General features: G+C 59.3%; 29 protein-coding genes and 1 pseudogene. 16 read left to right on the top strand and 14 right to left on the bottom strand.

The window, feature by feature from the left end:
* Nucleotides 1–30: 30 nt before the first annotated feature.
* The 7 genes from V1280_RS08435 to V1280_RS08405 all read right to left on the bottom strand — a co-directional run bounded on the left by V1280_RS08435 (nucleotide 31) and on the right by V1280_RS08405 (nucleotide 7,141).
* The gene (locus V1280_RS08435; RefSeq protein WP_334521631.1) at nucleotides 31–3,189 is read right to left on the bottom strand and encodes an efflux RND transporter permease subunit; all 3,159 of its coding nucleotides are present in this window, start codon (nucleotides 3,187–3,189) and stop codon (nucleotides 31–33) included.
* Nucleotides 3,186–4,607, bottom strand: coding sequence for an efflux RND transporter periplasmic adaptor subunit (locus V1280_RS08430; protein ID WP_334521628.1), 1,422 nt, complete (start codon nucleotides 4,605–4,607; stop codon nucleotides 3,186–3,188). Before V1280_RS08430 ends, V1280_RS08435 begins: the two co-directional genes overlap by 4 nt.
* Nucleotides 4,604–5,002 carry a FixH family protein gene (locus V1280_RS08425; RefSeq protein WP_334521626.1) on the bottom strand — a complete coding sequence of 133 codons (399 nt, stop codon included), beginning with the start codon at nucleotides 5,000–5,002 and terminating at the stop codon, nucleotides 4,604–4,606. The genes V1280_RS08430 and V1280_RS08425 overlap by 4 nt, the downstream gene beginning before the upstream one ends.
* 129 nt (nucleotides 5,003–5,131) lie before the next feature.
* Nucleotides 5,132–5,491 carry a hypothetical protein gene (locus tag V1280_RS08420; RefSeq protein ID WP_334521623.1) on the bottom strand — a complete coding sequence of 120 codons (360 nt, stop codon included), beginning with the start codon at nucleotides 5,489–5,491 and terminating at the stop codon, nucleotides 5,132–5,134.
* Between the two features lie 98 nt (nucleotides 5,492–5,589).
* Nucleotides 5,590–5,838: a hypothetical protein gene (locus V1280_RS08415; protein WP_334521621.1), complete on the bottom strand. Its 249-nt coding sequence runs from the start codon at nucleotides 5,836–5,838 to the stop codon at nucleotides 5,590–5,592.
* Nucleotides 5,839–5,945: 107 nt separating this feature from the next.
* Nucleotides 5,946–6,587: a DUF1109 domain-containing protein gene (locus tag V1280_RS08410; protein ID WP_334521619.1), complete on the bottom strand. Its 642-nt coding sequence runs from the start codon at nucleotides 6,585–6,587 to the stop codon at nucleotides 5,946–5,948.
* The gene (locus tag V1280_RS08405) at nucleotides 6,584–7,141 is read right to left on the bottom strand and encodes a sigma-70 family RNA polymerase sigma factor (RefSeq protein WP_334521616.1); all 558 of its coding nucleotides are present in this window, start codon (nucleotides 7,139–7,141) and stop codon (nucleotides 6,584–6,586) included. Before V1280_RS08405 ends, V1280_RS08410 begins: the two co-directional genes overlap by 4 nt.
* Before the next feature lie 121 nt (nucleotides 7,142–7,262).
* Between V1280_RS08405 and V1280_RS08400 the strand changes: the two genes are divergently transcribed.
* Nucleotides 7,263–7,886: a class I SAM-dependent methyltransferase gene (locus V1280_RS08400; RefSeq protein WP_334521613.1), complete on the top strand. Its 624-nt coding sequence runs from the start codon at nucleotides 7,263–7,265 to the stop codon at nucleotides 7,884–7,886.
* 96 nt (nucleotides 7,887–7,982) lie between these two features.
* Here the strand turns inward: V1280_RS08400 and V1280_RS08395 are convergent, their stop codons facing one another.
* The 3 genes from V1280_RS08395 to V1280_RS08385 all read right to left on the bottom strand — a co-directional run bounded on the left by V1280_RS08395 (nucleotide 7,983) and on the right by V1280_RS08385 (nucleotide 9,921).
* Nucleotides 7,983–8,183: a GDCCVxC domain-containing (seleno)protein gene (locus V1280_RS08395; protein ID WP_334521610.1), complete on the bottom strand. Its 201-nt coding sequence runs from the start codon at nucleotides 8,181–8,183 to the stop codon at nucleotides 7,983–7,985.
* Between the two features lie 74 nt (nucleotides 8,184–8,257).
* Nucleotides 8,258–9,505, bottom strand: coding sequence for a peptidase T (gene pepT / locus V1280_RS08390; RefSeq protein ID WP_334521607.1), 1,248 nt, complete (start codon nucleotides 9,503–9,505; stop codon nucleotides 8,258–8,260).
* 101 nt (nucleotides 9,506–9,606) lie between these two features.
* Complete coding sequence (locus V1280_RS08385; protein ID WP_334521604.1) at nucleotides 9,607–9,921, bottom strand: HU family DNA-binding protein; 315 nt, start codon at nucleotides 9,919–9,921, stop codon at nucleotides 9,607–9,609.
* A gap of 348 nt (nucleotides 9,922–10,269) precedes the next feature.
* On the opposite strand from V1280_RS08385, the gene V1280_RS08380 reads away from it, so the two are divergent.
* From V1280_RS08380 to V1280_RS08335, 10 genes are all read left to right on the top strand, one after another.
* Nucleotides 10,270–11,616 carry a hypothetical protein gene (locus V1280_RS08380; protein ID WP_334521601.1) on the top strand — a complete coding sequence of 449 codons (1,347 nt, stop codon included), beginning with the start codon at nucleotides 10,270–10,272 and terminating at the stop codon, nucleotides 11,614–11,616.
* 779 nt (nucleotides 11,617–12,395) lie between these two features.
* Nucleotides 12,396–12,527, top strand: a complete 132-nt coding sequence (locus V1280_RS08375; RefSeq protein ID WP_334521598.1) for a hypothetical protein — start codon at nucleotides 12,396–12,398, stop codon at nucleotides 12,525–12,527.
* Between the two features lie 816 nt (nucleotides 12,528–13,343).
* Nucleotides 13,344–13,988 carry a hypothetical protein gene (locus V1280_RS08370; protein WP_334521596.1) on the top strand — a complete coding sequence of 215 codons (645 nt, stop codon included), beginning with the start codon at nucleotides 13,344–13,346 and terminating at the stop codon, nucleotides 13,986–13,988.
* Complete coding sequence (locus V1280_RS08365) at nucleotides 13,988–15,238, top strand: AAA family ATPase (protein WP_334521593.1); 1,251 nt, start codon at nucleotides 13,988–13,990, stop codon at nucleotides 15,236–15,238. The genes V1280_RS08370 and V1280_RS08365 overlap by 1 nt, the downstream gene beginning before the upstream one ends.
* Nucleotides 15,239–15,699: 461 nt before the next feature.
* Nucleotides 15,700–16,689 (top strand): hypothetical protein, encoded by a 990-nt coding sequence (locus V1280_RS08360; protein WP_334521590.1) that lies wholly within the window; start codon nucleotides 15,700–15,702, stop codon nucleotides 16,687–16,689.
* A gap of 193 nt (nucleotides 16,690–16,882) precedes the next feature.
* Nucleotides 16,883–17,335, top strand: a complete 453-nt coding sequence (locus V1280_RS08355; RefSeq protein ID WP_334521588.1) for a hypothetical protein — start codon at nucleotides 16,883–16,885, stop codon at nucleotides 17,333–17,335.
* A complete protein-coding gene (locus V1280_RS08350) occupies nucleotides 17,332–17,916 on the top strand; it encodes a hypothetical protein (protein ID WP_334521585.1) in 585 nt (194 codons plus the stop codon). Before V1280_RS08355 ends, V1280_RS08350 begins: the two co-directional genes overlap by 4 nt.
* Nucleotides 17,913–18,677, top strand: coding sequence for an HK97 family phage prohead protease (locus V1280_RS08345; RefSeq protein WP_334521582.1), 765 nt, complete (start codon nucleotides 17,913–17,915; stop codon nucleotides 18,675–18,677). Before V1280_RS08350 ends, V1280_RS08345 begins: the two co-directional genes overlap by 4 nt.
* A gap of 204 nt (nucleotides 18,678–18,881) precedes the next feature.
* A complete protein-coding gene (locus V1280_RS08340; RefSeq protein ID WP_334521579.1) occupies nucleotides 18,882–19,244 on the top strand; it encodes a hypothetical protein in 363 nt (120 codons plus the stop codon).
* A gap of 27 nt (nucleotides 19,245–19,271) precedes the next feature.
* Nucleotides 19,272–19,568, top strand: a complete 297-nt coding sequence (locus tag V1280_RS08335) for a hypothetical protein (RefSeq protein ID WP_334521576.1) — start codon at nucleotides 19,272–19,274, stop codon at nucleotides 19,566–19,568.
* A 16-nt stretch (nucleotides 19,569–19,584) separates the two neighbouring features.
* Here V1280_RS08335 and V1280_RS46725 read toward each other — a convergent pair whose 3' ends face one another.
* On the bottom strand, nucleotides 19,585–19,791 hold the full coding sequence (locus V1280_RS46725; protein WP_442895221.1) for a P27 family phage terminase small subunit: 207 nt from the start codon (nucleotides 19,789–19,791) through the stop codon (nucleotides 19,585–19,587).
* Between the two features lie 108 nt (nucleotides 19,792–19,899).
* Here V1280_RS46725 and V1280_RS08330 point away from each other — a divergent pair, with 108 nt between their 5' ends.
* Both V1280_RS08330 and V1280_RS08325 read left to right on the top strand, forming a co-directional pair.
* Nucleotides 19,900–20,454, top strand: a complete 555-nt coding sequence (locus tag V1280_RS08330) for a hypothetical protein (RefSeq protein WP_334521573.1) — start codon at nucleotides 19,900–19,902, stop codon at nucleotides 20,452–20,454.
* Nucleotides 20,455–20,734: 280 nt separating this feature from the next.
* Nucleotides 20,735–22,174, top strand: a complete 1,440-nt coding sequence (locus V1280_RS08325) for a DUF1254 domain-containing protein (protein ID WP_334521570.1) — start codon at nucleotides 20,735–20,737, stop codon at nucleotides 22,172–22,174.
* Nucleotides 22,175–22,296: 122 nt separating this feature from the next.
* On the opposite strand, the pseudogene V1280_RS46720 reads toward V1280_RS08325, so the two are convergent.
* Nucleotides 22,297–22,476, bottom strand: a pseudogene (locus tag V1280_RS46720) (HNH endonuclease); the annotation flags it as partial.
* A gap of 170 nt (nucleotides 22,477–22,646) precedes the next feature.
* Between V1280_RS46720 and V1280_RS08320 the strand changes: the two are divergent.
* From V1280_RS08320 to V1280_RS08310, 3 genes are all read left to right on the top strand, one after another.
* A complete protein-coding gene (locus V1280_RS08320; protein WP_334521568.1) occupies nucleotides 22,647–23,297 on the top strand; it encodes a hypothetical protein in 651 nt (216 codons plus the stop codon).
* A gap of 122 nt (nucleotides 23,298–23,419) precedes the next feature.
* Nucleotides 23,420–23,557, top strand: a complete 138-nt coding sequence (locus V1280_RS08315; RefSeq protein ID WP_334521566.1) for a hypothetical protein — start codon at nucleotides 23,420–23,422, stop codon at nucleotides 23,555–23,557.
* Between the two features lie 166 nt (nucleotides 23,558–23,723).
* Complete coding sequence (locus V1280_RS08310) at nucleotides 23,724–24,344, top strand: hypothetical protein (RefSeq protein WP_334521563.1); 621 nt, start codon at nucleotides 23,724–23,726, stop codon at nucleotides 24,342–24,344.
* Between the two features lie 52 nt (nucleotides 24,345–24,396).
* Here V1280_RS08310 and V1280_RS08305 read toward each other — a convergent pair whose 3' ends face one another.
* Nucleotides 24,397–24,723 (bottom strand): hypothetical protein, encoded by a 327-nt coding sequence (locus tag V1280_RS08305; RefSeq protein ID WP_334521560.1) that lies wholly within the window; start codon nucleotides 24,721–24,723, stop codon nucleotides 24,397–24,399.
* Nucleotides 24,724–24,778: 55 nt separating this feature from the next.
* Entirely contained in the window at nucleotides 24,779–24,991 is a 213-nt protein-coding gene (locus V1280_RS08300) for a hypothetical protein (RefSeq protein WP_334521557.1), read from the bottom strand.
* Nucleotides 24,992–25,091 lie beyond the last annotated feature (100 nt).

Raw genomic sequence — 25,091 nt, 5'->3', positions numbered from 1 at the left:
GCACAAGGCCAATTCGCGGGGACTGCGAGCTCATTCCGCAGCCCCCGGAACTTGCCTTGGCACGATAGCATTCCCGGTTACCCCCGGCGCAAACCCCTTCACGAGCCCGAAGATCGCGGGGATCACGATCAGCGTCAGCAGCGTCGAGGAGATCATGCCGCCGATCATGGGGACGGCGATACGCTGCATGATCTCAGACCCCGTTCCGCTGCTCCACATGATCGGCAGCAGGCCGGCCATGATCGCAACCACCGTCATCATCTTCGGACGGACGCGTTCGACGGCGCCTTCCATGATGGCGGCGTCGAGATCGTCGCGGTTGAGATCGCGGCCGGTGCGTGCGCTGCTCGCCCTGGCTTCAGCGAGAGCCTGGTTGAGATAGATCAGCATCACCACGCCGGTCTCTGCCGCGACACCAGCGAGCGCGATGAAGCCGACGGCCACCGCGACCGACAGGTTGAAGCCGAGCCACCACATCAGCCACAGCCCGCCGACGAGAGCGAAGGGCAGGGACAGCATCACGATCATGGTCTCCGTGACCGAGCGGAAGTTGAGGTAGAGCAGCAGGAAAATGATCAGCAGCGTCACCGGCACCACGATCTTCAGCCGTGCGGTCGCACGCTCCAGATATTCGTACTGTCCGCTCCAGACCACATAGTAGCCCGGTGGGAACTGAATGCTTGCCTGCACCGCGCGTTGCGCGTCCGCAACGTAGCCCCCGAGATCGCGGTCGCGGATGTCGACATAGATGTAGGTGGCGAGCTGCCCGTTCTCGGTCCGGATCGAGGTTGGCCCGCGCGCCGGCGTCACGCTTGCGACCTCGCCGAGGGGGACGGCGCCTCCACCCGGCATCGGTACCAGGATGTCGCTGGTGATCGCCTTGGGATTGTCGCGGAGGTCGCGGGGATAACGCATGTTGACGGTGAAGCGCTGCCGGCCTTCCACGGTCGTGGTCACGGTCTGGCCGCCGAGCGCGGTCGCGATCGTGTCCTGCACATCCTGGATCATGATGCCGTAGCGTGACAGCGCCTCGCGGTCCGGCGTGATCTCGAGGTAGTAGCCGCCGAGGCCTCGCTCGGCATAGGCCGAGGAAGTACCCGGCACGGCCTTCAGGACTTGCTCGACCTGCTTTGCAAGCTTGTCGATCCCGGCGAGATCGGTGCCCATGACCTTGACGCCAACGGGTGTGCGGATGCCGGTCGAAAGCATGTCGATGCGCGCCTTGATCGGCATGGTCCAGGCATTGGAAACGCCGGGAAACTGGAGCGCCTTGTCCATCTCGGCGATCAGGCTGTCGACCGTCACGCCCGCGCGCCACTCTTCCTTCGGCTTGAGATTGACGATGGTCTCGAACATCTCCGACGGCGCCGGGTCGGTTGCGGTCGCCGCACGGCCGGCCTTGCCATAGACCGAAGCGACCTCGGGGAACGAGCGGATGATGCGGTCCTGGGTCTGCATCAGCTCGGCCGCCTTGGTCACGGAAATGCCAGGCAACGTCGTCGGCATATAGAGCAGGGTGCCTTCGTTGAGGTTGGGCATGAACTCGGAGCCGAGCTGACGCGCGGGCCAGATCGAGACGGCGAGCACGCCGAGCGCGAGCAGGATCACCATGATCCTGGCCCGCAGCACCGCAGCGATGACCGGGCGGTAGATCCAGATCAGGACGCGGTTGATCGGATTCTTGTGCTCCGGAATGATCCTGCCGCGCACGAAGATCACCATCAGCGCTGGGACCAGCGTGATCGACAGCAGCGCCGCTGCAGCCATCGCAAACGTCTTGGTGAAGGCGAGCGGGCTGAACAGCCGGCCCTCCTGCGATTCCAGCGTGAAGATCGGCATGAACGACACCGTGATGATCAGCAGGCTGAAGAACAACGCCGGGCCGACTTCGGCTGCGGCCTCGATCAGGATCGTCACCCGCGAACGGCCGGGCTCGGCGCGCTCGAGATGCTTGTGCGCGTTCTCGATCATGACGATCGCAGCGTCGATCATGGCGCCGATCGCGATCGCGATGCCGCCGAGGCTCATGATGTTGGAGCCGATCCCGAGCAGCTTCATCGCCCCGAAAGCCATCAGCACGCCGACAGGAAGCATCAGGATGGCGACGAGCGCGCTGCGGACATGCAGCAGGAACACGATGCAGACCAGCGCCACCACGATGCTCTCCTCGAACAGCGTGTGCCGGAGCGTGTCGATCGCCGCGTAGATCAGGTTCGAGCGGTCGTAGACCGGAACGATCTCGACCGATTTGGGCAGGCTGGTCGCGATCTCCCTGAACCGCTTCTTGACGTTCTCGATCACGTCGAGCGCGTTCATGCCGAAGCGCTGGAGCACGATTCCGCTTGCCACTTCGCCTTCGCCATTGAGTTCGGTGATGCCGCGTCGCTCGTCCGGCCCGAGCTCGACGCGGGCGACGTCGCGCAGCTTGACCGGCGTGCCGTTGTCGGCCTTCAGCACGATATTGCCGAGGTCGTCGATGTTCCTGAGATAGCCCTTGCCGCGGATGACATATTCGAACTCGGACAGCTCGACGGTGCGGCCGCCGACATCGGCATTGCTGGCCCGGATGGCGTCGCGCATCTTCGCCATGGTGATGCCGAGATCGCGCATGCGCTGCGGATCGAGGATGACGTTGTACTGCCTGACGAAGCCGCCGACGCCGGCGACCTCGGCCACGCCTTCCGCCTTGGCGAGCGCGAATTTCAGGTTCCAGTCCTGGATCGTCCGCGTCTCCGCGAGGTTCAGCTCCCTGGACATCACCGCATATTGGTAGACCCAGCCGACGCCGGTGGCGTCCGGGCCAATCGTGGGCGTGACCCCGGCGGGCAACCGCGCGGCGGCGCCATTGAGGAATTCGAGCACGCGCGAGCGGGCCCAGTACATGTCGGTGCCGTCCTCGAAGATGACGTAGACGAAGGAGACGCCGAAGAAGGAGAAGCCGCGCACGACTTTCGACTTCGGCACCGTCAGCATCGCGGTGGTGAGGGGATAGGTGACTTGGTCTTCGATCACCTGGGGCGCCTGTCCCTGATACTCGGTGTAGACGATGACCTGGGTGTCGGAGAGATCCGGAATGGCGTCCAGCGGCAAGTGCAGCAACGCGTAGAGCCCGGCTGCGGCGGCAAAGCCGGTGCCGAACAGCACCAGCAGCAGGTTGCGCGCCGACCATGCGATGATGCGCGCGATCATGGCTTGACTCCCATCGCCTTGTCGCCGGAGGATTCGGCAAAGCCCTTCAGGGCGGCCTTCAGATTGCTTTCGGCATCGATCAGGAAATTGGCGGCGGTGACGACCGCTTCGCCCTCGGCCAGCCCCTCCCGTATCTCGACATAACCGCCGCCGCGCCTGCCGAGCTTGACCTCGCGCGGTTCGAAACGGCCCTGGCCCTTGTCGATGAGGACGGCCTGCCGGCTGCCGGTGTCGAGCACTGCGCTCTCGGTCACCGCGACGACCGACGCCGGATTGCCGGTATCGATCTCGGCATCGACATACATGTCGGGAAGCAGCGCAGAGTCGGCGTTGGCGAGCTCGATCCGCACGCGAGCGGTGCGCGTTTCCTTGTTCAGCTGGGGATAGATGACACTGATCCGGCCTTCAAACTCCCGGCCGGGATAGCTGCGTGCTCGCACTTTCACGGGCCGGCCGACGGCGATGCTGCCAAGGTCGCGCTCGGCAACGTCGACGGTGGCCCACACCAGCGCGATGTCGGCGATGCGAAACAGCACGTCGCCGGGCTGGGCACGCATGCCCTCGATCGCATTGCGCTGGAGCACGATTCCGTCGCGCGGGGATGACCATTGGATGGTGACCGGCGCCGTGTGGCTTTTCTCCATCTCGGCAATGACGGGCTCGGGAACGTCGAGATTGATCAGGCGCTGCCGCGAACCGCGACCATAGGGTTCGATGCTGGCCGTCGTCTTCGAGGTGATGGTCGCGAGATATTCGGCTGCCGCAGACGCTACCGCGGAGCTGTAGATCTCCATCAGCGGCTGGCCCTTGGTCACGCGGCTGCCGGTGGTGACGTCTGCGACCTTCTGCACAAAGCTTTCAGCTCGCATCGCGACGACCGAGACGCGGCGCTCGTCGAGCTGGATCGTGCCGGGCGCGCGGACCAGTGTGTGGATGCGGCGCAGCTCGGCCGACTCGGATTTGACGCCAGTGCGCTGGATCTTGCCCGGCGAAAGTTTCACCGAGCCGTCGTCACTGTCGTCGCCCTCGTAGACCGGGATGTAATCCATCCCCATCGAGTCCTTCTTCGGCGCGGGCGAGGTGTCGGGCAGCCCCATCGGGTTGCGATAATATTTGATCCTGCGATCACCCTTGTGCTCGACCGCCGCCATCTCCGCGGGCTGGTCGGGCCCGTCGAAGCTTATGTCCGCGCCTGCAGGTACGGCACGATAGTCGCGGCCATCCTCGGTCTTCTTCGGGGTCAGCGAATAGAATGGCTTGCCGTCCGGCTCCTGATAATAGAGCGGGGCGGGCGTATCCGCTGCCCTCGCCACGGATACGATGGCGCGATCCGTCGGATGTGGATATCCGGCGAACAGCCCGGCGCCTGCCGCTGCGAGGATCGCAGCAGCAGCGCCGATAAGGCGGTTGCGGGTCATTTCTCGGCCGTGACGACGAGCTTGTTCTCGACCGTGCCGGTCTCGCCCTGCACCTTGGCGCCGAGCGAGAGTTGCCAGCGGCCGGCCATGCCGAAGGTCGCCTTGAACCGATAGGTCCCGGGCTCGGTGCCCGGCATCGCAGTGACCTTGGTGGCCATCTCCTGCATGCCGTCGGGGGTCATGTCGAGCCGGGTCGCAAAGATCACCGCGCCGGGCACCGCCTTGCCGGTGGTCTTGTCGACCAGGCGGACGGTGACGATGCGGTCTGCGCCGGCCGTGACGGTCGGTTGAACGAGCTGGAACTCGTAGTTCTTGATTTCGGCGCGAGCGGCACCCGCGAACGCGATGGCGATCAGCGCGGCCATGACGGCGCGCGCAACGTTGGACGTCTTCATGATTTCAATTCCTCGATGGGTCTGATGGCACCGTCACGACCGCGCGCAACAGAGAGACGCGCAGCAAGACGGCAGGCAGCAATGCACGCCGGTTCCGACGCGCATCTTCGTCAGGCGCGTGAGCGCCGGTCAGACCAGGGTTCGAGGGGGATAGTCGGGAGGAGGGCGGGTGAGCCCGTCAGCAATGATATCATCGAGCGGCCGGAGCAGCTCAAGTGCAAGCGGGCTGCGCGTTGCCATCGCAATCGCGGGTCCAGTCTGCAAGACCTTCAACATGCAGATCGCAATGAGAGGGCAGTCCTGGCATTGCTTGCTTTTCTGCTGATCGGGGCAGCACGGCATGTCGGCTGACATGTCCTGCATATCCGACATCTGCATGTCGCCCGCCATCGGATATCCCGCTGCCGCCGGTACCACCAGCGGCGCAACCATCAGTCCCGCGGTCACGAAGACCGCGAGCAGGAGGTTGAGGATGCGACGAGCAATCATGGCGAGACATTCTCACATGGTGGCAATGCTGGAAAGTCCCCCGGTTCACAACTAGGCGAGCAGGGCTTTCCGGTGGTTAACCCTCTTAGTGGGACTTCTTAATGAGACTTGGGGCCACCCTGATAGCGCCATCCGGACGCGTCGACGGTCGGCGACATCGCGGGCTGCGCAGAGGGGGCGCGGTCGTAGGCGAAGGCTGAGGCCGGCCCCTGCTGCGACGCATTGGATTGTGTGCCCTGCCTGGCCTCATTCGGCCAGTAGCTCCGGTCGGAAATGGTCGATCCCGCCTGGGCGCTGGCGGACAGTGCGGCAAGAACGGCGATTGTGAGAAGGCTCTTCGTCAACATAGTCCCGGCTCCATCATTTTTCCGAAACGCATCCATTGCGCTTCTAATGAGGAGTTCGGAGCCGGCCTCTCGGCGGTTACAGGTTCACGCTGACGTGAGCCGGGCCTTCACCATCGCAACAGCCGCGGTCCCAACATCGCGCCTGCGAGGGTGCAGAGCACGATCGTGCCGCCATACCAGAGCGCGACAAAGGGCAGCGAGTCGTCGGTGCAGTGAAGCGCATAGCCCATCGCGCTCATCCCACCGGCAACGAGTCCGCTAAAGGCGCCAGCACGGACCAGATTGGTCGGGGCCGCCTGCCGCACGGCCCAGATAACGACGGCAAACGGGACGATCGCGATGATCGGAATCGAGATGAGGCATTCCAGCCATTGGTCGCCCATCACCATCATGTCCCAGTGTGAGCTCGGCGCCTGCCCAAGGCTGACGGCAGCAAGCAGCAGGATCGCCACAAATGGCAGCGCGGCGAGACCTTGGGATATGCGCTGCTCCCCTCCAGGACGCGCAAGCCGCGCCAAATAGACCGCCGCCGCACCTACCGTGCCGATCGCGAACACGAGCTTCAGGAAGAGAAAAATGACGGCGCGCGGCGTGGCCAGGTCCACTCGGAGGCCAAGTGCAACAAGCGTCATGCCGATCGCGACAGCTATTCCCGTCGCGAGCGCAATGCCTAAGCTGCGGTTGACCAGCCGCCGATTGACCGGCTCGACGTTCACACTGAGTGCAGTAATCAGCTCGTCCGTCTTCATGTTTGCGCCCTCTGTGCGATCAAAGCCGCCAAGGCCTTCAATCCCCGATGAATATTGACCTTCACGCCGGATTCCGAAGTCCGGCATCGCCGTGCCGCTTCAGCTACGCTCAATCCATCGAGCTTCACGGCCTCGATTGCGCATTGCATCCTCTCCGGAAGAAGCTTCAGCAACCGCCTGAGATCAAAGCTGCTCTCGGCGCTGAGGTGATCGTCATTCGCCGTGACTTCGTTGGCTTCGTCGATCGGCACGTCGGCAACCGATGCCCGGTTTCGTCGCAGGAAATCGATCAGCTTGTAGCGCGCGATCGCGTGCACCCAGGGGGTGAACGGCTCGTTGGGGTCGTAGGTGTGGCGCTGGATGTGGATCGCCAGCACCGCCTCCTGAACCAGATCTTCGGCTTCCGTCGGACCTCGGCCGATCCTCGCAAGCTTGCCCTTGTAATAGGCGCGCAAATGCCGGCTCAGTCGCTCAAGCAGCACGCGGTGTGCCGCCGCGTCGCCATCCTGGCTGGCGAGCATGAGTGCCTTGAGTTCGGTTTCCGTGGTCGTCATGCCCGCCATCTATCAGCAAGTTCGCCCACACAGCCGTTTTGGTTACAGCTCATCGGAAAAAATGCTAGTTACCGGACTGCAATTGGCCTTTCGTTCGCGCGGGAGCCCCGGGGGATAAGCTGTGACCAATTCGAGCCGTCGAGCGCATTGGGAAAACGTATATGAGACCAAGGGCGAGCGCGAGGTCAGCTGGTTTCAGGAAACCCCGGCTCCCTCGCTCGACCTCATCGCTCTCATGGGTGCCACGAAGTCCTCCGCGATCGTGGATATTGGTGGAGGTGCATCGCGGCTGGTCGACGCCCTGCTGGCGATGGGATATCAGGACGTCACGGTGCTCGATCTGTCGACCGCGGCGCTCACGGCGGCGCGCGAGCGACTTGGTCGCGGTGTCGATCGGGTGAAATGGATTGTTGCAGACGTCACCGCGTGGTGTCCGGCGACGAGGTACGATGTCTGGCACGACCGGGCGGCTTTCCATTTTCTCAACGCGCCTGAGGATCAGGCGGCTTACACCGAACGGCTTCGGCAAGGACTGAAGGTCGGTGGATACGCCATCATCGGGACGTTCGCGCTCGACGGACCCGAAAAGTGCAGCGGCTTGCCGGTGACGCGACATAGCGCCGAGACGATCGGCGTGTTGCTTGGTTCCGCGTTCACACTGAAGGACACCCGCCGACACCAGCACAAGACGCCGTGGGAGTCGGTCCAGAACTTTCAGTTCAGTACCTTCCTCAGACTCGAATAGTCGGCGCGAAGGCGTCGCGTGACATCGTCCAGGCCTGTCGAACATCGTGGCCGGCGCGCTCCAGTTGGAGCACGCGCTGGCCTTGTTCCCTGCGATCTACGAGCAGCAATCGCCGGCCTGGATCGGTGGACAGGGCACTGATCCGAACGAGCAGAATACGCAGCAATCCCCTGCCTTCGGTTTCAGTCGCTTGCCGCAGCCCTTGCAGTCATAAAGGAACTGGCAGGCATCCGTCGGCATGACCTCGTGCATTCGATGGCCGCATTCCGGACAGGTGAGCGTCGATTCCAACTGCATTCGTGATGAACTCCAAGTCGTCCCAGCCGATGACTTCATTCCTCGTCGCCCTCGGACGAGCCCGCCGGCAATGCTTACGCCTTCTCCTCCCAGATCATGGCGAGGTGGACGATCGTCTGCACCGCCTTCTCCATGTCCTGCCGGCTCACCCATTCCAGCCGCGAATGAAAGGCGTGCTCGCCGGCAAAGATGTTGGGGCAGGGCAGGCCCATGAAGGAGAGGCGCGAGCCGTCGGTGCCGCCGCGGATCGCGGTGCGCATCGGGCGCAAGCCGGCGCGGCGGATCGCCTCGATGGCGTATTCGAGGATGTGCGGGTGACGGTCGATCACCTGCTTCATGTTGCGGTACTGCTCCCGCACCTCGAACTTGTAGGTCGAGCGCGGATAATCCTTCATCACGTCCCTGACGATGTCCTCGAGCAGGACCTCCTTGTCCTTCAATCCTTCCTCGGTGAAGTCGCGCACGATGAAGGCGAGGGTTGCCTGTTCCAGCGCGCCTTCGATGCCGACCGGATGCAGAAAACCCTGCTTGCCGGACGTGGTTTCAGGTGAGCAGCCTTCCTTGGGCAGCCGCTCGACGATGGCGGCTGCGATCTTGATCGCGTGCTCCATCTTGCCCTTGGCATAGCCGGGATGGGCGCTGACGCCGGTGATGGTGATGGTGGCGCCGTCGGCCGAGAACGTTTCGTCCTCGACAGAGCCCGCGCTTTCGCCGTCCATGGTGTAGCCGAAATCGGCACCCAATTTCTTGATGTCGACATTGTCGACGCCGCGGCCGATCTCTTCGTCCGGCGTGAACAGGATCTTGATGGTGCCGTGCTTCACATCCGGATTGTTGATGAAGAAATACGCGGCATCCATGATCTCGGCGACACCGGCCTTGTTGTCAGCCCCGAGCAGCGTGGTGCCGTCGGTGGTGATGATGTCGTTGCCGATCTGGTTCTTCAGCGCGGGGTGCTCGGCGAAGCGGATCACCTGGGTCGTATCGCCCGGCAAGGTGATGTCGCCGCCGCGATAGTTCTCCACCATCTGCGGCTTGACGTCCTTGCCGCTGACGTCGGGCGAGGTGTCCATGTGCGAGCAGAAGCAGATCACCGGCACCTTCTTGTCGGTGTTGGCCGGGATCGTGCCGTAGACGTAGCCGTAATCGTCGAGATGGGCATCGGTGATACCGATGGCCTTCAGCTCGGTGACGAGGACGCGGCCGAGATCCTTCTGCTTCTCGGTCGATGGCGAAGCCGGGGAATTCGGATCGGACTGGGTGTCGATGGTGACGTAGCGCAGGAAGCGCTCGGTCACGGTATGCGCGAAGGTCAGGGACATGTCTGGTCAAACCGCCGGGTCAGGAGTAGCAGCCGGTATACCAGAAAAGCGGGCCGCGTTGCGGCCGGACCGACGCGGATCAGGCTTAACGAAAAATAGCGTCAGATCGCCTCTTTCAGTTCCTTGACCGGGCGGAACGCGACCTTCTTGCTGGCCTTGATGTGGATCGCCTCGCCGGTGGCGGGATTGCGGCCGGTGCGGGCGGCGCGCTTGCGGACTTGGAGGATGCCCAATCCGACGATGCGGACGCGGTCGCCCTTCTTCAGGTGCCTGGTGATCAGCTCGACCATGTCGGTCAGGACGGCCTCGGCGTGCCTCTTCGACAGGTCCTGGCTGTCCGCGATATCGGCCGCGAGGTGCTTGAGCGTGATCGTGGCTGGAGCAGCTGCCTTCTTCGCCGAATCCTTCTTTGCCATGTCTGGCCTCCTCGGGTGTCGCGCGGAAGCCTGCCGGGCTCCCAAACTGCCAAGTTGCGCAGGCCTAGACGATTCGGGATGGGACTGACTATGCCGGCCAGCAGGACTGGGGTTTTTGCCTGATTTCTCAAGCAAATCCGCGCGTGCCTGCCGACCCCGGACGAGCGCAAGGCGCGGGAGAACCGTCTTCCCGTAGCTAATCGGGGATTGCATGCGTGCGGCGGTTGATGCTCAACTGCCGACGTGAACCCGAATGCGGCCGATAGCACGGCAGCAGGGGCGGCGGGGGCCGTTCGGATCGCAATTGATTTCGCCCAAGGCCGCGTTTGCGCGGTGTTGCTCGGCGCTATGGCTTTTGCTGCGGTCTATTTCCTCGTCTACCCTGTCTGGCGATCGCAATTCCTGGTGGAAATCTGGTTCACCGAGGGATGGAACGCCTATTTCCAGGACGCGGCTGGCGCCGGTCGAGCGCTCTATCCCCCGTCCGATGCGCTGATCGTCAACAATTACCCGCCATTGTCCTTCTATGCGGTTGGCGGCCTCGGCAGGATGCTTGGCGCGGACAATCTGTTCATTGGTCGTGCGCTCTCGCTGACCGCGGTCATCGCGATCGCCGTCGAGATATTCGCCTGCGTCGGGCTTCTATCGGGAGGACTGGCGGGAGGCCTGTTGGGGGCCTGCTGGTACGTCGCGATCACGTCCCACAACTTCACCGCCTATGCGGGTGCGAACGATCCCCAACTCGCGGGCGAGGCAATCATGGGCCTCGGATTGGTCTTGTTCCTGTCGCGCCAGCAGTCCGGCCGCTCAGTGCTCGGTCCTTTGCTCTTGATGGTGTTGGCCGGTTTCTGGAAGCACAACATGATCGCCATCCCGCTGGCGGCGATCGCGTGGCTTTTCATCAGGCGCGGCCGCTCTGCTTTCCCTGACGTCGCGGTCAGCGCGGCCGCCGCGGCCGCAGGCCCGGCGCTCTGCGGGCTTCTGTTCGGTCTCGACTTCTTCAGAAACATCTTCGCCAGCAGGCACTATGGCCTCTCGCACTTGCTTTCGAACGTAGGTCATCTCCAATGGTCAGCTCCGGCGCTCCTCTCCTGGCTGACATGGGTTCTGTTCTCGAGAAGCCAGGCTGCAAAATTTACGGCCTTGCACGTACCCATCGGCCTCGGAGCGTGCTTGTTGCAATGGCTCGGCGACAAAATCTATGGCAATGCCGAATTCGATCTCATCATCGCGCTTGCCATTGGCGTGGGCGTCGCCTTCGAAGAGATCAAGACCTCGCCGTTCGTTCGCCTGATCGGCGAGACCGGCACACGCGCCGCGCTGGTCTCGTTGTTGCTCCTCCGCTTCGTTGCCACCGATCGTCAGGAACCGCTTCTTGTGATGTTCGCCCGGGAATTCGAGCATCAGTTCCTGCTCAGCGAGCTCGCGGTCAAACGCGAAGCTGAAACTGTCTCTCAGACCAGCGGCGATGTCGCCTGTACGGTGAAGGTCGTCTGCCGGGAGGCCGGCAAGCCGTTCGTCGACGACGACTTCAAAATCGAGCAGATGTTGGCGACGAAGCAAATATCGCCTGATGGGTTACATCGGCTGCTTTCCGATCGAGGTATCCAGACGTTCGTGAACAGTCTTGCGACATCGGCCACCGTGAACACGTCGCTGAGCCACGCATGGTCGCGCGGCACGCTCGGACGATGAAACGCAAAAGAGGTCCACCGGCCCGGTAATGGGCTCGGTGAGGCTCAAATCTAGTCTGCCAGGGCTCCAAAAGGCCCCGTCGACCCGCGGCGCTGCGGAACGAACAGGGCCGAAAAGCCAGAGGTCATACCCCGGACACGCCGTGTCAGGTTCCGCTAAGGCGTCTCTCTAAGGGATTGATATTCCGCCATAAAATGGCGCGAGAGACGGGGCTCGAACCCGCGACCTCCGGCGTGACAGGCCGGCGCTTAGCAAAGGTGAACCAATGCAAGTTTCAACTTTTCCAAGCACCTAACGAGCGGCAAAACGGCCCCAAGTTGAAACACGTTTGGCATCTCGGAGACAGGCGTGGACCGGGCTGGGATGGGTGGAGCGGTCGCCGGGTGTTCTAGTTTTCATAGGGTGCTGGCCTGTTTCCAACCTTAGTGGCCCAGTTTCAACATAGGAACCGAACGTCGCCGATGCCGTTACCGACACGTTTTTAAACTCCTCAAGGAGAGTGAGCCATGTCGGAGCGCCGCCGAGTGAAGCAAACCCGCTCCCTCGAAGAACGGCTTGCCGAAGAAGCTAGACGCCTTCGCGAAGAAGCCGAACTGCTACCCCATGGGCCTGTCCGCGATGCCGCCCTTCGCAGGGCCCGCCAAGCCGAGACTGGCTCGCACATGAACGAGTGGCTGACATCCCGCGGGCTAAGGTCGCCCGAGTAGGTGCCCGCAAATGGAACTGGTTTCGTTGAGGCGAATCAATCCTTACCCCGTCAATGCCGGATGGATTGAGACATGAGCAAGCAAGCTCCGCCATCAGAGAAACCCGCCGACGAGCAGCGTACGGAAGAACTGCGCGAGGTCGTCGAGGCGGATATCAAGGAACAGCGCGAGCTTATCGAGAAGCTGCGGCGCAAGATGAACTAAGGCCGCCAGAATATAGGTGTATGCTGGGCGACGGAGTTAATCTGCGCTCGATGCGTCGACTTTCTAGCTGATGCTTAAGCCAGTCTTCAAAAACTATGCTCCACATCGCATGCGAGAGCAGCCAAAGGCCCAAGCATCCGCCGATCAACACCAAAGGATAATTATCAGATTTTCGAACCACGCCTGTCACCCCCTAGCGCAGTATACAAATGCTGGAGTGATTGGATAGGCGTACTGCTCTGATTCTAAGCGGTGATTTACGTATCCGGCCCGCAACGCCCCGGCATTCTAGGGCGCTGCATCACTGCCGCAATTGCGCGGCGCAATCAGCATCACGTGATGCTCAATCGTAACTATTCAACAAGAACACCGCACGCTCACGGCGGCCATTTGACGTGAGCAACCCAAGCCGGAATTATCCGGCATTCAAAAGTAGAAAATGATTAGCAGCAACAAGCAGAATTGCATTGATAGCCTTAGCGGTAGTCTCACACGGACAGCGAATTGGAGACGATCGCTTCAGCAAAAATATCCAACCGATTTCATCAGAAATGGGCGAGCCGCAGAGGCTCTTCGTCGGTTGGCGAGCGAAACAAGCACACTCAGCGACATTGCTTGGTCGGAGCTAGAGCCGTTTTATAACTGGTCATCACCGACGTGGAGCGAGGCCGTATCAGCAGCAGCTAGAAAAGTGGGCTTCCATAACGTCAATACCTTCCCGGCATTTACAGAAACTCTAGTCGGCATTTTGTCCGAACAGAATCCATCCAACTAACTTAAAAATGCTTTGAGGAGAGTATTAGTGAAAGACGTTTTATGGAATCGATTGCTGACTTTGACGACACGCTGCCCTTGCCCGACGAAGTCGAGCAAGAATTCTCCGACAGGGCCGGTGATGGTTTGACTGCCGCCACATGGCTTGCAGACCATGGGATAGACACCGCTCCCCAACACATTGCCCTCATTCAGTATGGCACGGTTTGGAATCCTGGCACCGGACGGTATCAGTTCGTGATTTACGGGCCCGACCACGTTGGGCCAAAACATCCCCCGGAACTCGCTATTCCGATCGTGGAAGACGGCAAGCTTATTGATTTGCTCGTTATCAGCGACGAAATGTCCTTCGATCGCGTCACGTGCCGTGCTCCGTGGCTGGGCCGTGAAAATCTCGCAGCGCCATTGGTGAGGCTTCACGCCCATCCGATGGATTGGTTAGAGGCAGGATGCACAGGCGTTTGTCATATCGAACCGATCAGCCGCAAGGCACTCAAGGAACTGCACAGCGCCGAGACTATTGAATGCGACGATATCTACACCGCGCTCGAAGCATGGTCCTGGGCCTTCGGTGGTGAAGATGAGGAACTGTCGCGCTTCGAAATCGACGACTCGCCTTTCGCAGTACGCTGTTACTTCGAAGATGAAGTCACGCGACGTACGGCGTACCTCGCGAGGGATTTGTGATGAAGCACAATCTAAAGGACGTTTTCAACGAGGGCACGGACTTCGTTGAAAAGACGGCTGCTAGTATTGTTGCCGAAGCTGAACGGATCAAGGCTGCCAACGACAACAAGCCAAAGACACTTCAGTTGCCTGATCAAGTGAAAGCCGATCTGAGGCCACGTTTCGACGTGACTTGGTTCGACGATGTAAACGAGTCGGTGACGAAGGAAGACATTGTTAAGGGGTTCCTCGGCGTCGGCGAGTTCTCTCTGTTCGTCGCCAAGCCGGGCACCGCTAAAAGCGTTCTGCTTTGTGACATCGGCTGCCACATTGCTGCGGGACGGGAGTGGCACGGACGCAACGTGAAGCAGGGACTAGTCGTCTTCTTCGCTGCCGAGCGTAAAGGTCTAACTGAGAGGCGGGTTGCGGCGTGGCGGAAGAAGCATGGCCTTGGTGGAATCCCGTTTGTCGTGGTTGGCGGCAAGCTGGACCTTACCGGTGGACTGCTAGACGCAAAGATGCTTGCGGCGACGATCAAGACGCTGGAAACGAAATGCGAGCATAAATGCAATCTAATCATCGTTGACACGGTGACGCGGACGTTCGGCGGCGGCGATCAAAACGCTTCCAAAGATATGCAGCGCTTTATCCAGTCGGTCGATGAGCTGAGCCGGGCCACCGGGGCGCACGTTGCCGCTATCCACCATTCCGGCTGGGAGGGCGACAGGGGAAAGGGTGCCATCGACTTGGACGGCGCGATTGACGTGTCGTTCGGCGTCTCGGTGAATGGCTCGGGACCGTCCAAAGTCTTCACATTGCTTTGCACGGGTGCGAACGACGGAGAGGAAGGGCCGGTGACATCGTTCCGGCTGGACTCGGTCGAACTAGGCACGAATGCGGACGGCGACGTGACCACCGCACCCGTCGTCGTCCAGGCAGATGCGGCGCCGTCCAAAACTGATGGGTCAAACCTGAAAGGAAACGCTGCCAAGGCCCTGCAGTCTCTCAAGGCGGCTGTAGAGGCGGATGGCGAAAGCCCGCCAGCGGGCTCGCCCGGCTTTCCAGAAGGCGTTCTGGCCGTGACCCGGGACGCTTGGCGCAATCGCTTCTTGGCAGATGCGTGGGCTAAAGAGCCGAAGGCCGCCGAAGACACGCTCAGCAAGCGATTTAGACGGGCCGTCGTTGAGCTTAATGAGAGCGAGGCGGTCGGTTCGTCCGGCCAATGGTTCTGGCTGGACAGCCGGACATCGGCGGACATGTCCGGACATTGAGTTTTTTTGTCCGGGACCATCTTACCGGACATGTCCGGACAGGTATCTATTACCTGTCCGGATGTCCGGTGGTTTTGGTGGATTTTGAAAGTGGAAACACCCTACGTTTTCGATGGCAGATCGGCTACAAGCAGCGAATTGCAGATGATGGCTTGGGACACCATACGACCGTCGCGGTAGTGGGTCGCTGGTCGCGAAGTGAAAAGCTTGAACGGGGTCGATTTTCGTACCCTTTTGCAGTACAAGACTGAGGCAATTGATTTCGTCGGTGCGGATGAGGCAGCCCCAGAAAGTGCGACCGGCCTAGAATTTTGCTGCGGATTCGGCTACACGTATCGACATTGATTGACTGATTTTCGCCGCCATTAGCGGCCCCGGGGACACCAGCAAGCTAACCGATCGGACAGCGCCTCGCTTGGGCGAGGGCTTTGCCACGTATTGAAGGAGGCAGAACGCACGCGTTGGCGGGCGACGACCTATTTTTGAGTTTTTATGGCCCGACATGCCGGAAAGGCAGCGGGATTTTGTCATTGGAAGAATTGGAAAAGATGAGAACGATTACCGAAGAAGTCGGCTCTGCCCGGATTAAAATTTCGGTGCCAGCCGATGTAGAAGAGCATAGGGGCATGGAATATCGCAGCCCCGTTCCGGCGAAATCAAATCCGTTACGAAAAGCCCCAATCAGCTACAACCCGGATCGCCCCCTTCCAAGCGGCAGTTTGGTCAACGTCGTAGACAATGGGCGATGCCCAAAGCCTGCGAACGACAACAGGAATGCCCGATATCATTTGCAAGAAATGGCCCAACGCGGCGAGCTAGGGAAGAATGAACCAGAAAATCGGCGTCACTGGTTCGATGCGGAACGGTTGAAACGACATATCGCCATTTCTAATGGTGAGCCGCTGAACGATTCTGCCGCGAACGATTGGCGCGAACTGGCCCAAGAATACATCGGTGAGGAAATCGGATCGTTTACCGGTGATATCGGTCTGCACCTAAGCGACGACGTTGAATTCGAAGACACTAACGTGCCGGGTGAGTGCGCAGTCGTGGACAATGCCGAAGGAGAATGTGACCAAATCGGTTTACTGTATGCTCGACAGGTGGTCGCGCTCGCAGAACGAGTCCTTGGAGATGACTTCGTGGTGTTAAAATCAGTCATTGTGGACAACTGGACTGCACGCGCGGTCGGCGAAGATGAGCTATTTATGGACCGCGCAAGTGCGAGCGCCTGCGGGAAGGGAATGATTCGCTCCGCGCTGCGTAACCTATCCCGATTTTATGCGAACCTCGATCGCTTAGAGCTCAGTGATCAGCGACCTCTCGATGTTTGGCCTCTAATTGGAACGCTGCAGAGTCAATCTCGCGTCGCTCGTCCTGGCCCATTCCGTTGGCAAGGGAACTCGTATTGGAATCAGGCCCGCGGCCCGGTAATCAAGGTGGCGGCCTAGTCTATGATGCTCTTTGGCGGTGTCGACACCACCCATGGGTGACACTGTACAATAAGAATAGAGGTTGCGTTTTGGACCTTACCTCTTCCTCCTTTTCTAAGTGACCAACTTTCACGCAGCCCGTGCCACCCGCGGGCTGCTTCTTTTTCGTCCCTCAAGACCTTCCTCTGAGGTTCAACCATTAGGACAACCCATGCCCGCACGCGGCAACTACAAGAGCGCTGCCGCCGTAGCGGCAATCGGAATCCCCAAGGAGACATTCAATCGCTGGCTGGACCGCAAAGTCATCGGCCTCGCGCCAGAGGACATCCCGGGCGACGGTAGAGGCAAACCACGCCGCTTCAGTCAGCGCACCATCGTGAAGCTGGCCATTGCTCACAAAATCTCCTTACTCGGCGTCCCTGCCAACATCGCCGTTGCCCTGGCTTCCAAGTTCACGGACGTGCCCCAGTATGGCCGGCCGATCGGCGGATGTTTCCCAGTCGGGCGTACCGTACTTCTAGTTACGCCTGACGGCGCCGGAACCATTCGCAATATCCAACCAGACGGTGATCTTGATTCACTGTTCAAAGCCGAGGCGGCTGTTGTGGTCGACATTGGCGCTATCATTTCAAATTTGCATCTGAGGCTCGCTACATTCCAATGAAAATTCCCCTTTTGAATGAGGTAAATCCTCATCGCGCCGAACTAGAAGCCAAACGAATTAGTTTGCACGCCCAGAAGACAGCCAAGGTTGCCGAGGCTGCGGCCGTTCGCGTCCGGCTCCAAGAGGCGCCAAGCGCAGGAAACGCAGCCGAAAACAAAGTGCGCGCGATTTTGGGCGAAACGCTTCTTCCGGACACCGCGCCTGATATGCAGCGTCTCGAAACACTGCTTGTAGAACTGAACACGTTGAACACAGCGCTTGGAAAGCTAGATGGCCAGATCGCGACGGAGAAATCCGTCGCTTCGCGGCTGGTCTGCGAGCAGGTGAGACCCGAATTGACCCGCCTCGGAAAGAAGTTCGCGCAGGCGTTTGTTGATCTCCACACTGCGCAGCACGAGTATCATTCGTTCCTCGAAAAGATTCAGGACACCGGTGCTGGTATCGGCTCGCTACCGTATGTATTCATCAGTGGTCTAGGTTCAGCGCGAGATTGCTCAGGAACGTTCGTATACGGTATCAAGGATTTCATCGAGGCCGGCTATTTGGCGCAGTCTGACATGCCGAAGGTGCTGACGCAGTGACGATCAAGATTGATTCAGCGGACCTTCGCCTACTTGAACGAAGTGAGGCACGTGCTTTCCGCGTTGAAAGGGGCGGCGCCTTCAACGCAATTTTTGATGTCACAGAAGATCAAGCGTTAGACGGACAGGCAGTCAAGTTCGATACTCCGTTCAAATACAAAGGCGATTGGATCGCGTTGAGAGCGGGATGCTTTGGCGATACGGCCGGCAAACGCGTCGGGGTATGGATCGATCATGAAGGAGCGTTGGAAGTCGCGAGTACCGACGATGCCCTTGAGGTTATGATCGACGACGATGGTGTCCAGTTTCGTTTAGACCTTGGAAGCTGCAAGCTTGGTCCAGTTGTCGCGAGGCTGTGCCAGTCGGATAACCGCTCTTCGATGTCGGTCGGTTCCGATATTCTGGAAGAGCACAAGGAGACGATTGCTGGCGAAAGAGTCCGCGTTGTGACTCGTGCCAAGCTAAAGGAAATCTCCCTTTGCAAGGAAGGCGCGGCCGGCGAGAATGCTTATGCGTTTGTGGTCGACAAAACAGTTACGCCGAAGCCTGTGGCCGGAACGCGGTCAGCAACCATGAAGGCGGCGCAGATTCTGCATCGAGTGTCGCGGACGGTGCGTAGACTGAAGGCCCAGGCTGTTGAGACTTACGGCGATGCAAAGCCGGCGAAGCGTCGACCAATGACGGTCTCCGAAAGCAATAGGTTGCAGAGCGAGCAAAACGAACGGCTAATCGCAAGGACGCGCGCCATGCACTTCTTCTAATGTAGCGTCGTTGTGCATGGTTGGTTGGTCCGGCGTTCGGGCATTCGTCGGACCAACCCCGTTGTTCGATGGGGTAGGGGCGGGTCGACTTTCCAGAAATCGACGGGAGGCCAGCACCGACATGGGTCTTCACGCGCACTCCCGCAATTCAAACTTTTTCAAAATCAAGGATTACAATCAATGCCACGAGCACGAACACCGCTCATGAAGGCGGAGGCCACCGGCCGAACCGCTCATGACCCGAAGCGGTACAAGCTGAGACGCGAACCGGTGGTCACGCAACCTCTTGGCTCGCCACCGAAGTGGATGAAGGGGAAGGGCCAGATTGAAGCATGGAATACGTTCGCGAGGGATTTGCCATGGCTCAACCGGAGTCACCGCGCATTCGTTTCGATCGCCGCAGAAATGCAGGGCCGCATTATCGTTGGCGAAGAACTTCCAGTTTCTGGCTACAATCTCCTGCGGATTTGCCTTGGGCAACTCGGCGCTACACCGACCGATTCAAGCAAGGTGTCTATGCCGGACGATGAAGCGTCAAGCAAAGACCCTTCTTCAAAATATTTTTAGCACACACTTATAGGACTATCCCCTCAAATGGGCATCTCGATTAAAACAACTCCCGTTGCAGTTTCAGCAGCCACGCCGACGCCATTGGTAGGCGCAAACAACGATCGAAAACATCTTTGCGTCATCGTGAATGGCGTGAATCCGGCGACCATCAAATTCGGCTCCGCACCGACCAGCGCTACCGACGGCATCAGCCTGGACGGCGCGAGCGCGTCGGGCGGTCAAGGAGGTTCGATCTGGTATGGCGAACTCGACGCGCCCACCGATCCGGTATTCGCTTGGTCGACACTGGGCACCACCGTGAACGTAGCGCAGGGGACTTAGCGTTGGTGACCCAGCCCTATACAGTTTCGGGTCCTCGTTTTGACTCGCCGGTTGGGCTGACATAGGTCAGGCCCTGCTTTTGAATTGCCGCTTCGCACTCACGGATGCGCGCCACTGCAAGGCAATAGGACTCGACGGTCGACAATTCGTGAGATGCGAGGCTGCAAAGCCTTGACGAGCACCGGTGCAACCGCGCCCATTCCTTCTTGGCTAACTTTGGCAGCCACGTAGGCGCAGGTGGGGCCGTATCTAGGGCGCCCGGCAGCGCGTGTATTTACGGCTTTCGGCCTTTCATGTTATTCCATATCTCAGTGTGTTAATGGACTGACCAATGGCAGGCTACTCTTACAAGGCACAGCCATATCTCGATGCAATCGCTTCGGGCGTGTTCGCATCCCAGTCCGTCAGGGACTGGCTGCTTGTGGGTACACCAAGGGCAAACGACTTTGCTGGGTCTAGTGTCCTGGTTGACGAACAGCGAGCGGTGAGGTGGAGAACGAAGCCAACTAAACAACCGTTCTGGGCCAATTATTGGTGCGGAAAAGATCGGAAATGCCTCTGTCGACCGGAAGGCAGCACAGCGCTGGAATCGGATGCGATCTTCTTTTTACGGAATGGGGAGAACCAGGTTCTCGCCTTACACGTGGAATTTAAGCATCCCGACGAACCTTTCAGCTTCGGTCAGCCTGAAGCGTATCCAATGCGTGCGGCGTGTTTTGTCAAAACACATGGGCAGCGCGTCACAATGAATCCGCACCACTATTGGGCGACCGCGATCTTCTGCGGGCCGGAGGTATTTGGAGATTCCAAACTGAAACACTTTCAGCGCATCATCGGACACGATGAAGCTAGGCGCATGCTGCCTGACTATCCAGCGCTGGCCTGAAATCCCCAATTCGATCAAATACCGAAACTGAGACCCATGCGGTCAGGCGGCCCTATGTCGAAAGTTTACGTGGCACCCGGGGGTGTCCGCTTTGCATCCGCTCAGAGACATCGGCGGACTCTCGCGTATGGTCCGCAGAGGGCCAACAACGGACCTCCGGGCATGCTTAGGTTGTCCGATTCTGCATTGTCAACCATCGCGGCAGGTGCGAAACTCCTCAAACCGATCTGTGAGCAGCGCATGCGCGCTTGAACACTAAGAACTGGAAGGACTGCGGAAAATGTTTACTAAGCGCGATCTTCTTCGTTCGGCCGCCTTGGCTGCCATCACTGCATCGACGGCGAAGTCTGTCCCCGCGTACTCACAGACCAGCGCCGACCGCCCAGGTTTCTTCAAGGCAAAAGATATTGCCGAGGCAGGGTTCATCTACGGCCTGCCTATCGTGATGAACTATGCCGTCATGCATGAATATGCGATCGATCGGAGTTCTGGGCAGTTCAAGGCTCCGTTCAATCAGATCAAGAACGAACCTAACGTCTTCACCTACAAAGATACGGCAATCGTCACGCCAAATAGCGACACGCCCTATTCCTTCGTGTGGATGGATTTGCGGGCGGAGCCGGTGGTGCTCTCGGTGCCGGCGATCGATCCGAAACGCTACTACTCGGTCATGCTCTGCGACGGCAATACCTACAATTACGGATATATCGGCACCCGTGCCACAGGGAGCGAAGCCGGCGACTACATGGTGGTCGGGCCCGACTGGAAGGGCGACACCCCGGCGGGCATCAAGCAGGTGTTTCGTTCGAGCACACAGTTTTCCGTCGCAGGCTATCGCACCCAGCTTTTTGGCGCGGATGATCTCGACAACGTCAAGAAGGTGCAGGCTGGCTACAAGGTGCAGATGCTATCGGCCTATCTGAAGCGGCCGCCCCCGGCCGCGCCAACCATTGACTTCCCCAAGATCGATAAGGAACTCGTGAAGACCAACTTCTTCGATTATCTCGACTTCGCGCTGCAATTCGCGCCGGCGCAGGGCAATGAGAAGGAGATACGCGCTAAGCTGGCACTCATCGGCGTTGGGCCTGACAAGACCTTCAGCTTTAAGGACCTCCCTCTGGAGCAGAAACTCGAGATCGGCCTCGGTATGAAGGAAGGCCAGCGGAAAGTCGACGAGGCCGTCGCCAATGTCGGCAAGGCGATCAATGGCTGGCGGGTTAGCGGTCTTCCAGGCGATAGCGCCCACTACAATGGCGACTGGTTGAAGCGTGCCGTCGCCGCTCAGGCCGGCATTTATGGTAATGACCCGGCGGAAGCGACCTATCCGTTCACGCGCGTTGACAGCGATGGTCAGACGCTCGACGGCAGCAAGAATAGTTACACTCTGACATTCGCACCGGGGCAGCAGCCACCGGTGAACGCGTTCTGGTCGCTGACAATGTATGACGGCAAGTCCCAGCTCCTGATCGAAAATCCGATCAACCGCTATTTGATCAATTCGCCAATGCTACCCAACATGACAAAAAATGCGGACGGATCACTAACGCTCTACATCCAGAACAAGTCGCCCGGTGCTGACAAGGAAGCAAATTGGTTGCCGGCGCCGAACGACACGATCTATCTTGTCATGCGGCTCTACTGGCCGAAGATCGAAGCACCGTCGATCTTGCCGCCAGGCGAAGGGACATGGCAGCCGCCCGGCATAAAGCGGGTCGCATAGAGCGACACAGAGAGCGGGCACGAGCACCGCGCTCGAGAATCTCTGTGCGCCGGCTTGAAGGCATGCAATGTCGCCTCAGGGTCAATTGCGTCGGTTTGCCCGGCGAGGCGACGACTTCCGGTCTAACCGGATAAGCGGACCTGCTCAGACCGGACGCGATGCCCGAACCCTCCGTCCAGCCTTGTTGTCTTCCGTGAATGGCAAGGATGACACAGCCAGTGCAGATTGCCAGCGTCATCTGTCCCGCCTGCCTTGCGAGCCACGATATGGTCAAGGTGGTAGCCAGCCTTCCAAGGCCGCCCGCAGCCCGTACAAGCGGTGTGAGGGTGAGAGGCCCTTAGAGCCTGCCAGTCCGTGCCGTAGCCCCTAGCGCTCGCACTGGGTCGTGCTACCTGCCTTCGCTGCTGGCATGCGCATAGTGTGCCTAAGTCTCACGCGGTAGCCGCATGGGCAGACGCGGGTGTGCTTGGTCATGTTGATGATTATCGCCGTTGGGGGCATAGTCTCGAAGATGACAGACGCGATGCTAGGATTCGGCCAAGCCGATCAATTAGAGACGCAACTAGGACTCACCCCATCGGTGGGCCACAAGGTTGCGGCGATCGTCACATTCGCAGGCAGTATAGAGTATTATTTGGAGCGCGCCTTGTGGAAACTCCGTGGCGTCGATCCGAATGGGATTAAGCCCGACACCGACGCAAAAATGATCTCTGAACTGATTGCCATGCTAGAACGATTTGCGGCCGACATGGCAATTGGAGATGAGCGGACGCTACTGGAAGGGTGGAGTGCCGCCGCGCGATCTGGTTTTGTTATTCGGCACAATATCGTTCACGGCGTTATTGTCAGGCCGGGGACGACAATCGGCTACGCCCGAAATCCAAGATGGCGAGGTGAAGTTCGTAAGCGTGAGTTTGGCTCCTTCTGGGCGGACGAATATACGCTCGATCTGGTTAGAGAAGCGATGGCCGTTCTACTCCGTTTGATCGTTCAGCTATCGCTCGATACTTCTTCGTTGAAAGACATTGCGAGGCCAACATTTTTGAGAGCGCTAAAAACGGCCCGTTCGGTGCTCGGCGAATTTGCTAGTGAGGATTACAATCCGAGCTTTGAGAAATACTAGCGCAGCTTATCAGCCGTATTGGTCGGCTTGTGGGGATGACACATAGGCCAGTGATGATGAATGGAGGGCATCGGCTTGCATCCAAACAGCCTGTCGACACGTTCGATTGCGCTGACAAGTGGATGCCGGCATTGCTCATAGAGGATACACAGCAGGGACGGCAGATGGGGGCGGCCATAGAAAGCCTGCGCAATGTGGTGGCTGAAGTGAATGGCTATGTGCCGAAGCTTGCACAGCCTTTCAAGGAGATCAGCGGGTGAGGGCCACGCGTGTGGGACGACCGAGGGCGCGGCCTACGCACCGAAAGGCGCCTGTTGAACGTGGACAACACCGAACAAACGCAAGGCAGACGCGAGAGCTTTAGGCTAAAGTTGATCGAGCGGGATGGGTGTGTTTTGCCCGCTCGTTCGACAGGGAGGCAATCGGGTGGAGAGCGAAAGCGCAAAGGTCGAACATCTGCACCACCTCGATGTCCCGCCGGGGCATCTTCACGCCATTGGCGCCATTTCGGTCAACTTCAATCTCCTAGAATCGTCTTTCTATTTTCTTATCGAGCTATTCGCTCCTAGTTCAGCAGTTGACTATTTTTTCTGGGAACTAAGTAATTTGGAGCGACTGCAGATGTTGAAGCACTTTTCCCAGAGTAATGCCGACGAGGAGATTGCTGAACGAGTAGAAGCCGCCTCAAAATATTTCCGGTCCTGCTTCGAAAATCGAAATTTGCTTATGCATTCACGATTGGGCGGGATTAGTTCGTCAGAACTACTGTCGCTAGCAACTATGAAGAGGCGAGGAGAATTACTGTTCGATTTGCCTCTCGTCACCCTGCAGCGGGTCGCGGATGAAATTTGGATTGGGGTCGAGTTCGTCGCTAGGTTGACTGACTATATTGAGCAGAGCCGACAAGCGCTGAGCGCTTTGATTGAACAAGCACCGGGCGCCGGCCCGAGGCTCGCCCAGGTGGCGCGCTCGTTACCGCCTATTCCGGCTGCGCCATTACGGCTCGATCCAACGCAGAAGGTTCTCAAGGTTGGGGTGGAGATATGAGCCATATCGGATTTTAAGGTTCGCAAGCTTTCGTTCTTGACGTTTCGGCGCACTAAAGCCTTGGCACGACATCACATGGCAAGTGAGAGAAACCACAAGCGATCGAAGCATAGAAGCGGTGAACGCCGTCCCTGAGCCGATAAGCGTATGGGGCATCGCCGTCTTCAATCTCAATGGGCGGAATGCTGTGGTCTTCTCTGATGCCTACCAGCACTCGCAACATACGATCGCGACGGAATCCGTTTTCGTCGAGCGCGAAGCCCGGATTTCGCCGCGGCGGCTCGATAGCAGTGAGTTCGACAAGAATGTGATCCTGTTCACAACGATACGCCTCTTGTCCCTCGGGCGGCACATAGAAGCTGACACCAGCCTCCTTCATCCAAGACGCTGGTACAACGTGGGGATAGACTTCGCTAATTGCTCACTCCTAAAAGTCAATCGTACCAATCCTTCCGATCGCGCGGCAGCACCCGACCGCGTGCGTAGCCGGGAGAAGCAAGCTCCTCTAAGCGCCGTTCAAGGAATTCGTTCGCGACAATCAGCGCCTTGACTGCTTCCCGCGCATCCCCGCCGCAAGCCTGTATGGCCTGATCGGCCGCGGCTTCGGTCTGCTCAGTCTTGGGAATGGCCCATACCGCCTTTGACACACCAAGGCTCCAAACTAGACTTTGTACAATGTTCTCATTATGTTCTCACTTAGTCAAGGCGAAAGCTCTCTGAGCCTTAACGAGTTGTTGGTATCAGTTC

Origin of the sequence: Bradyrhizobium sp. AZCC 2230 (assembly GCF_036924495.1) — a bacterium.
GTDB lineage: Bacteria > Pseudomonadota > Alphaproteobacteria > Rhizobiales > Xanthobacteraceae > Bradyrhizobium > Bradyrhizobium rifense.
Note: the sequence above shows the minus strand (reverse complement) of the source record. Positions and strands in the feature narration are given on the sequence as shown.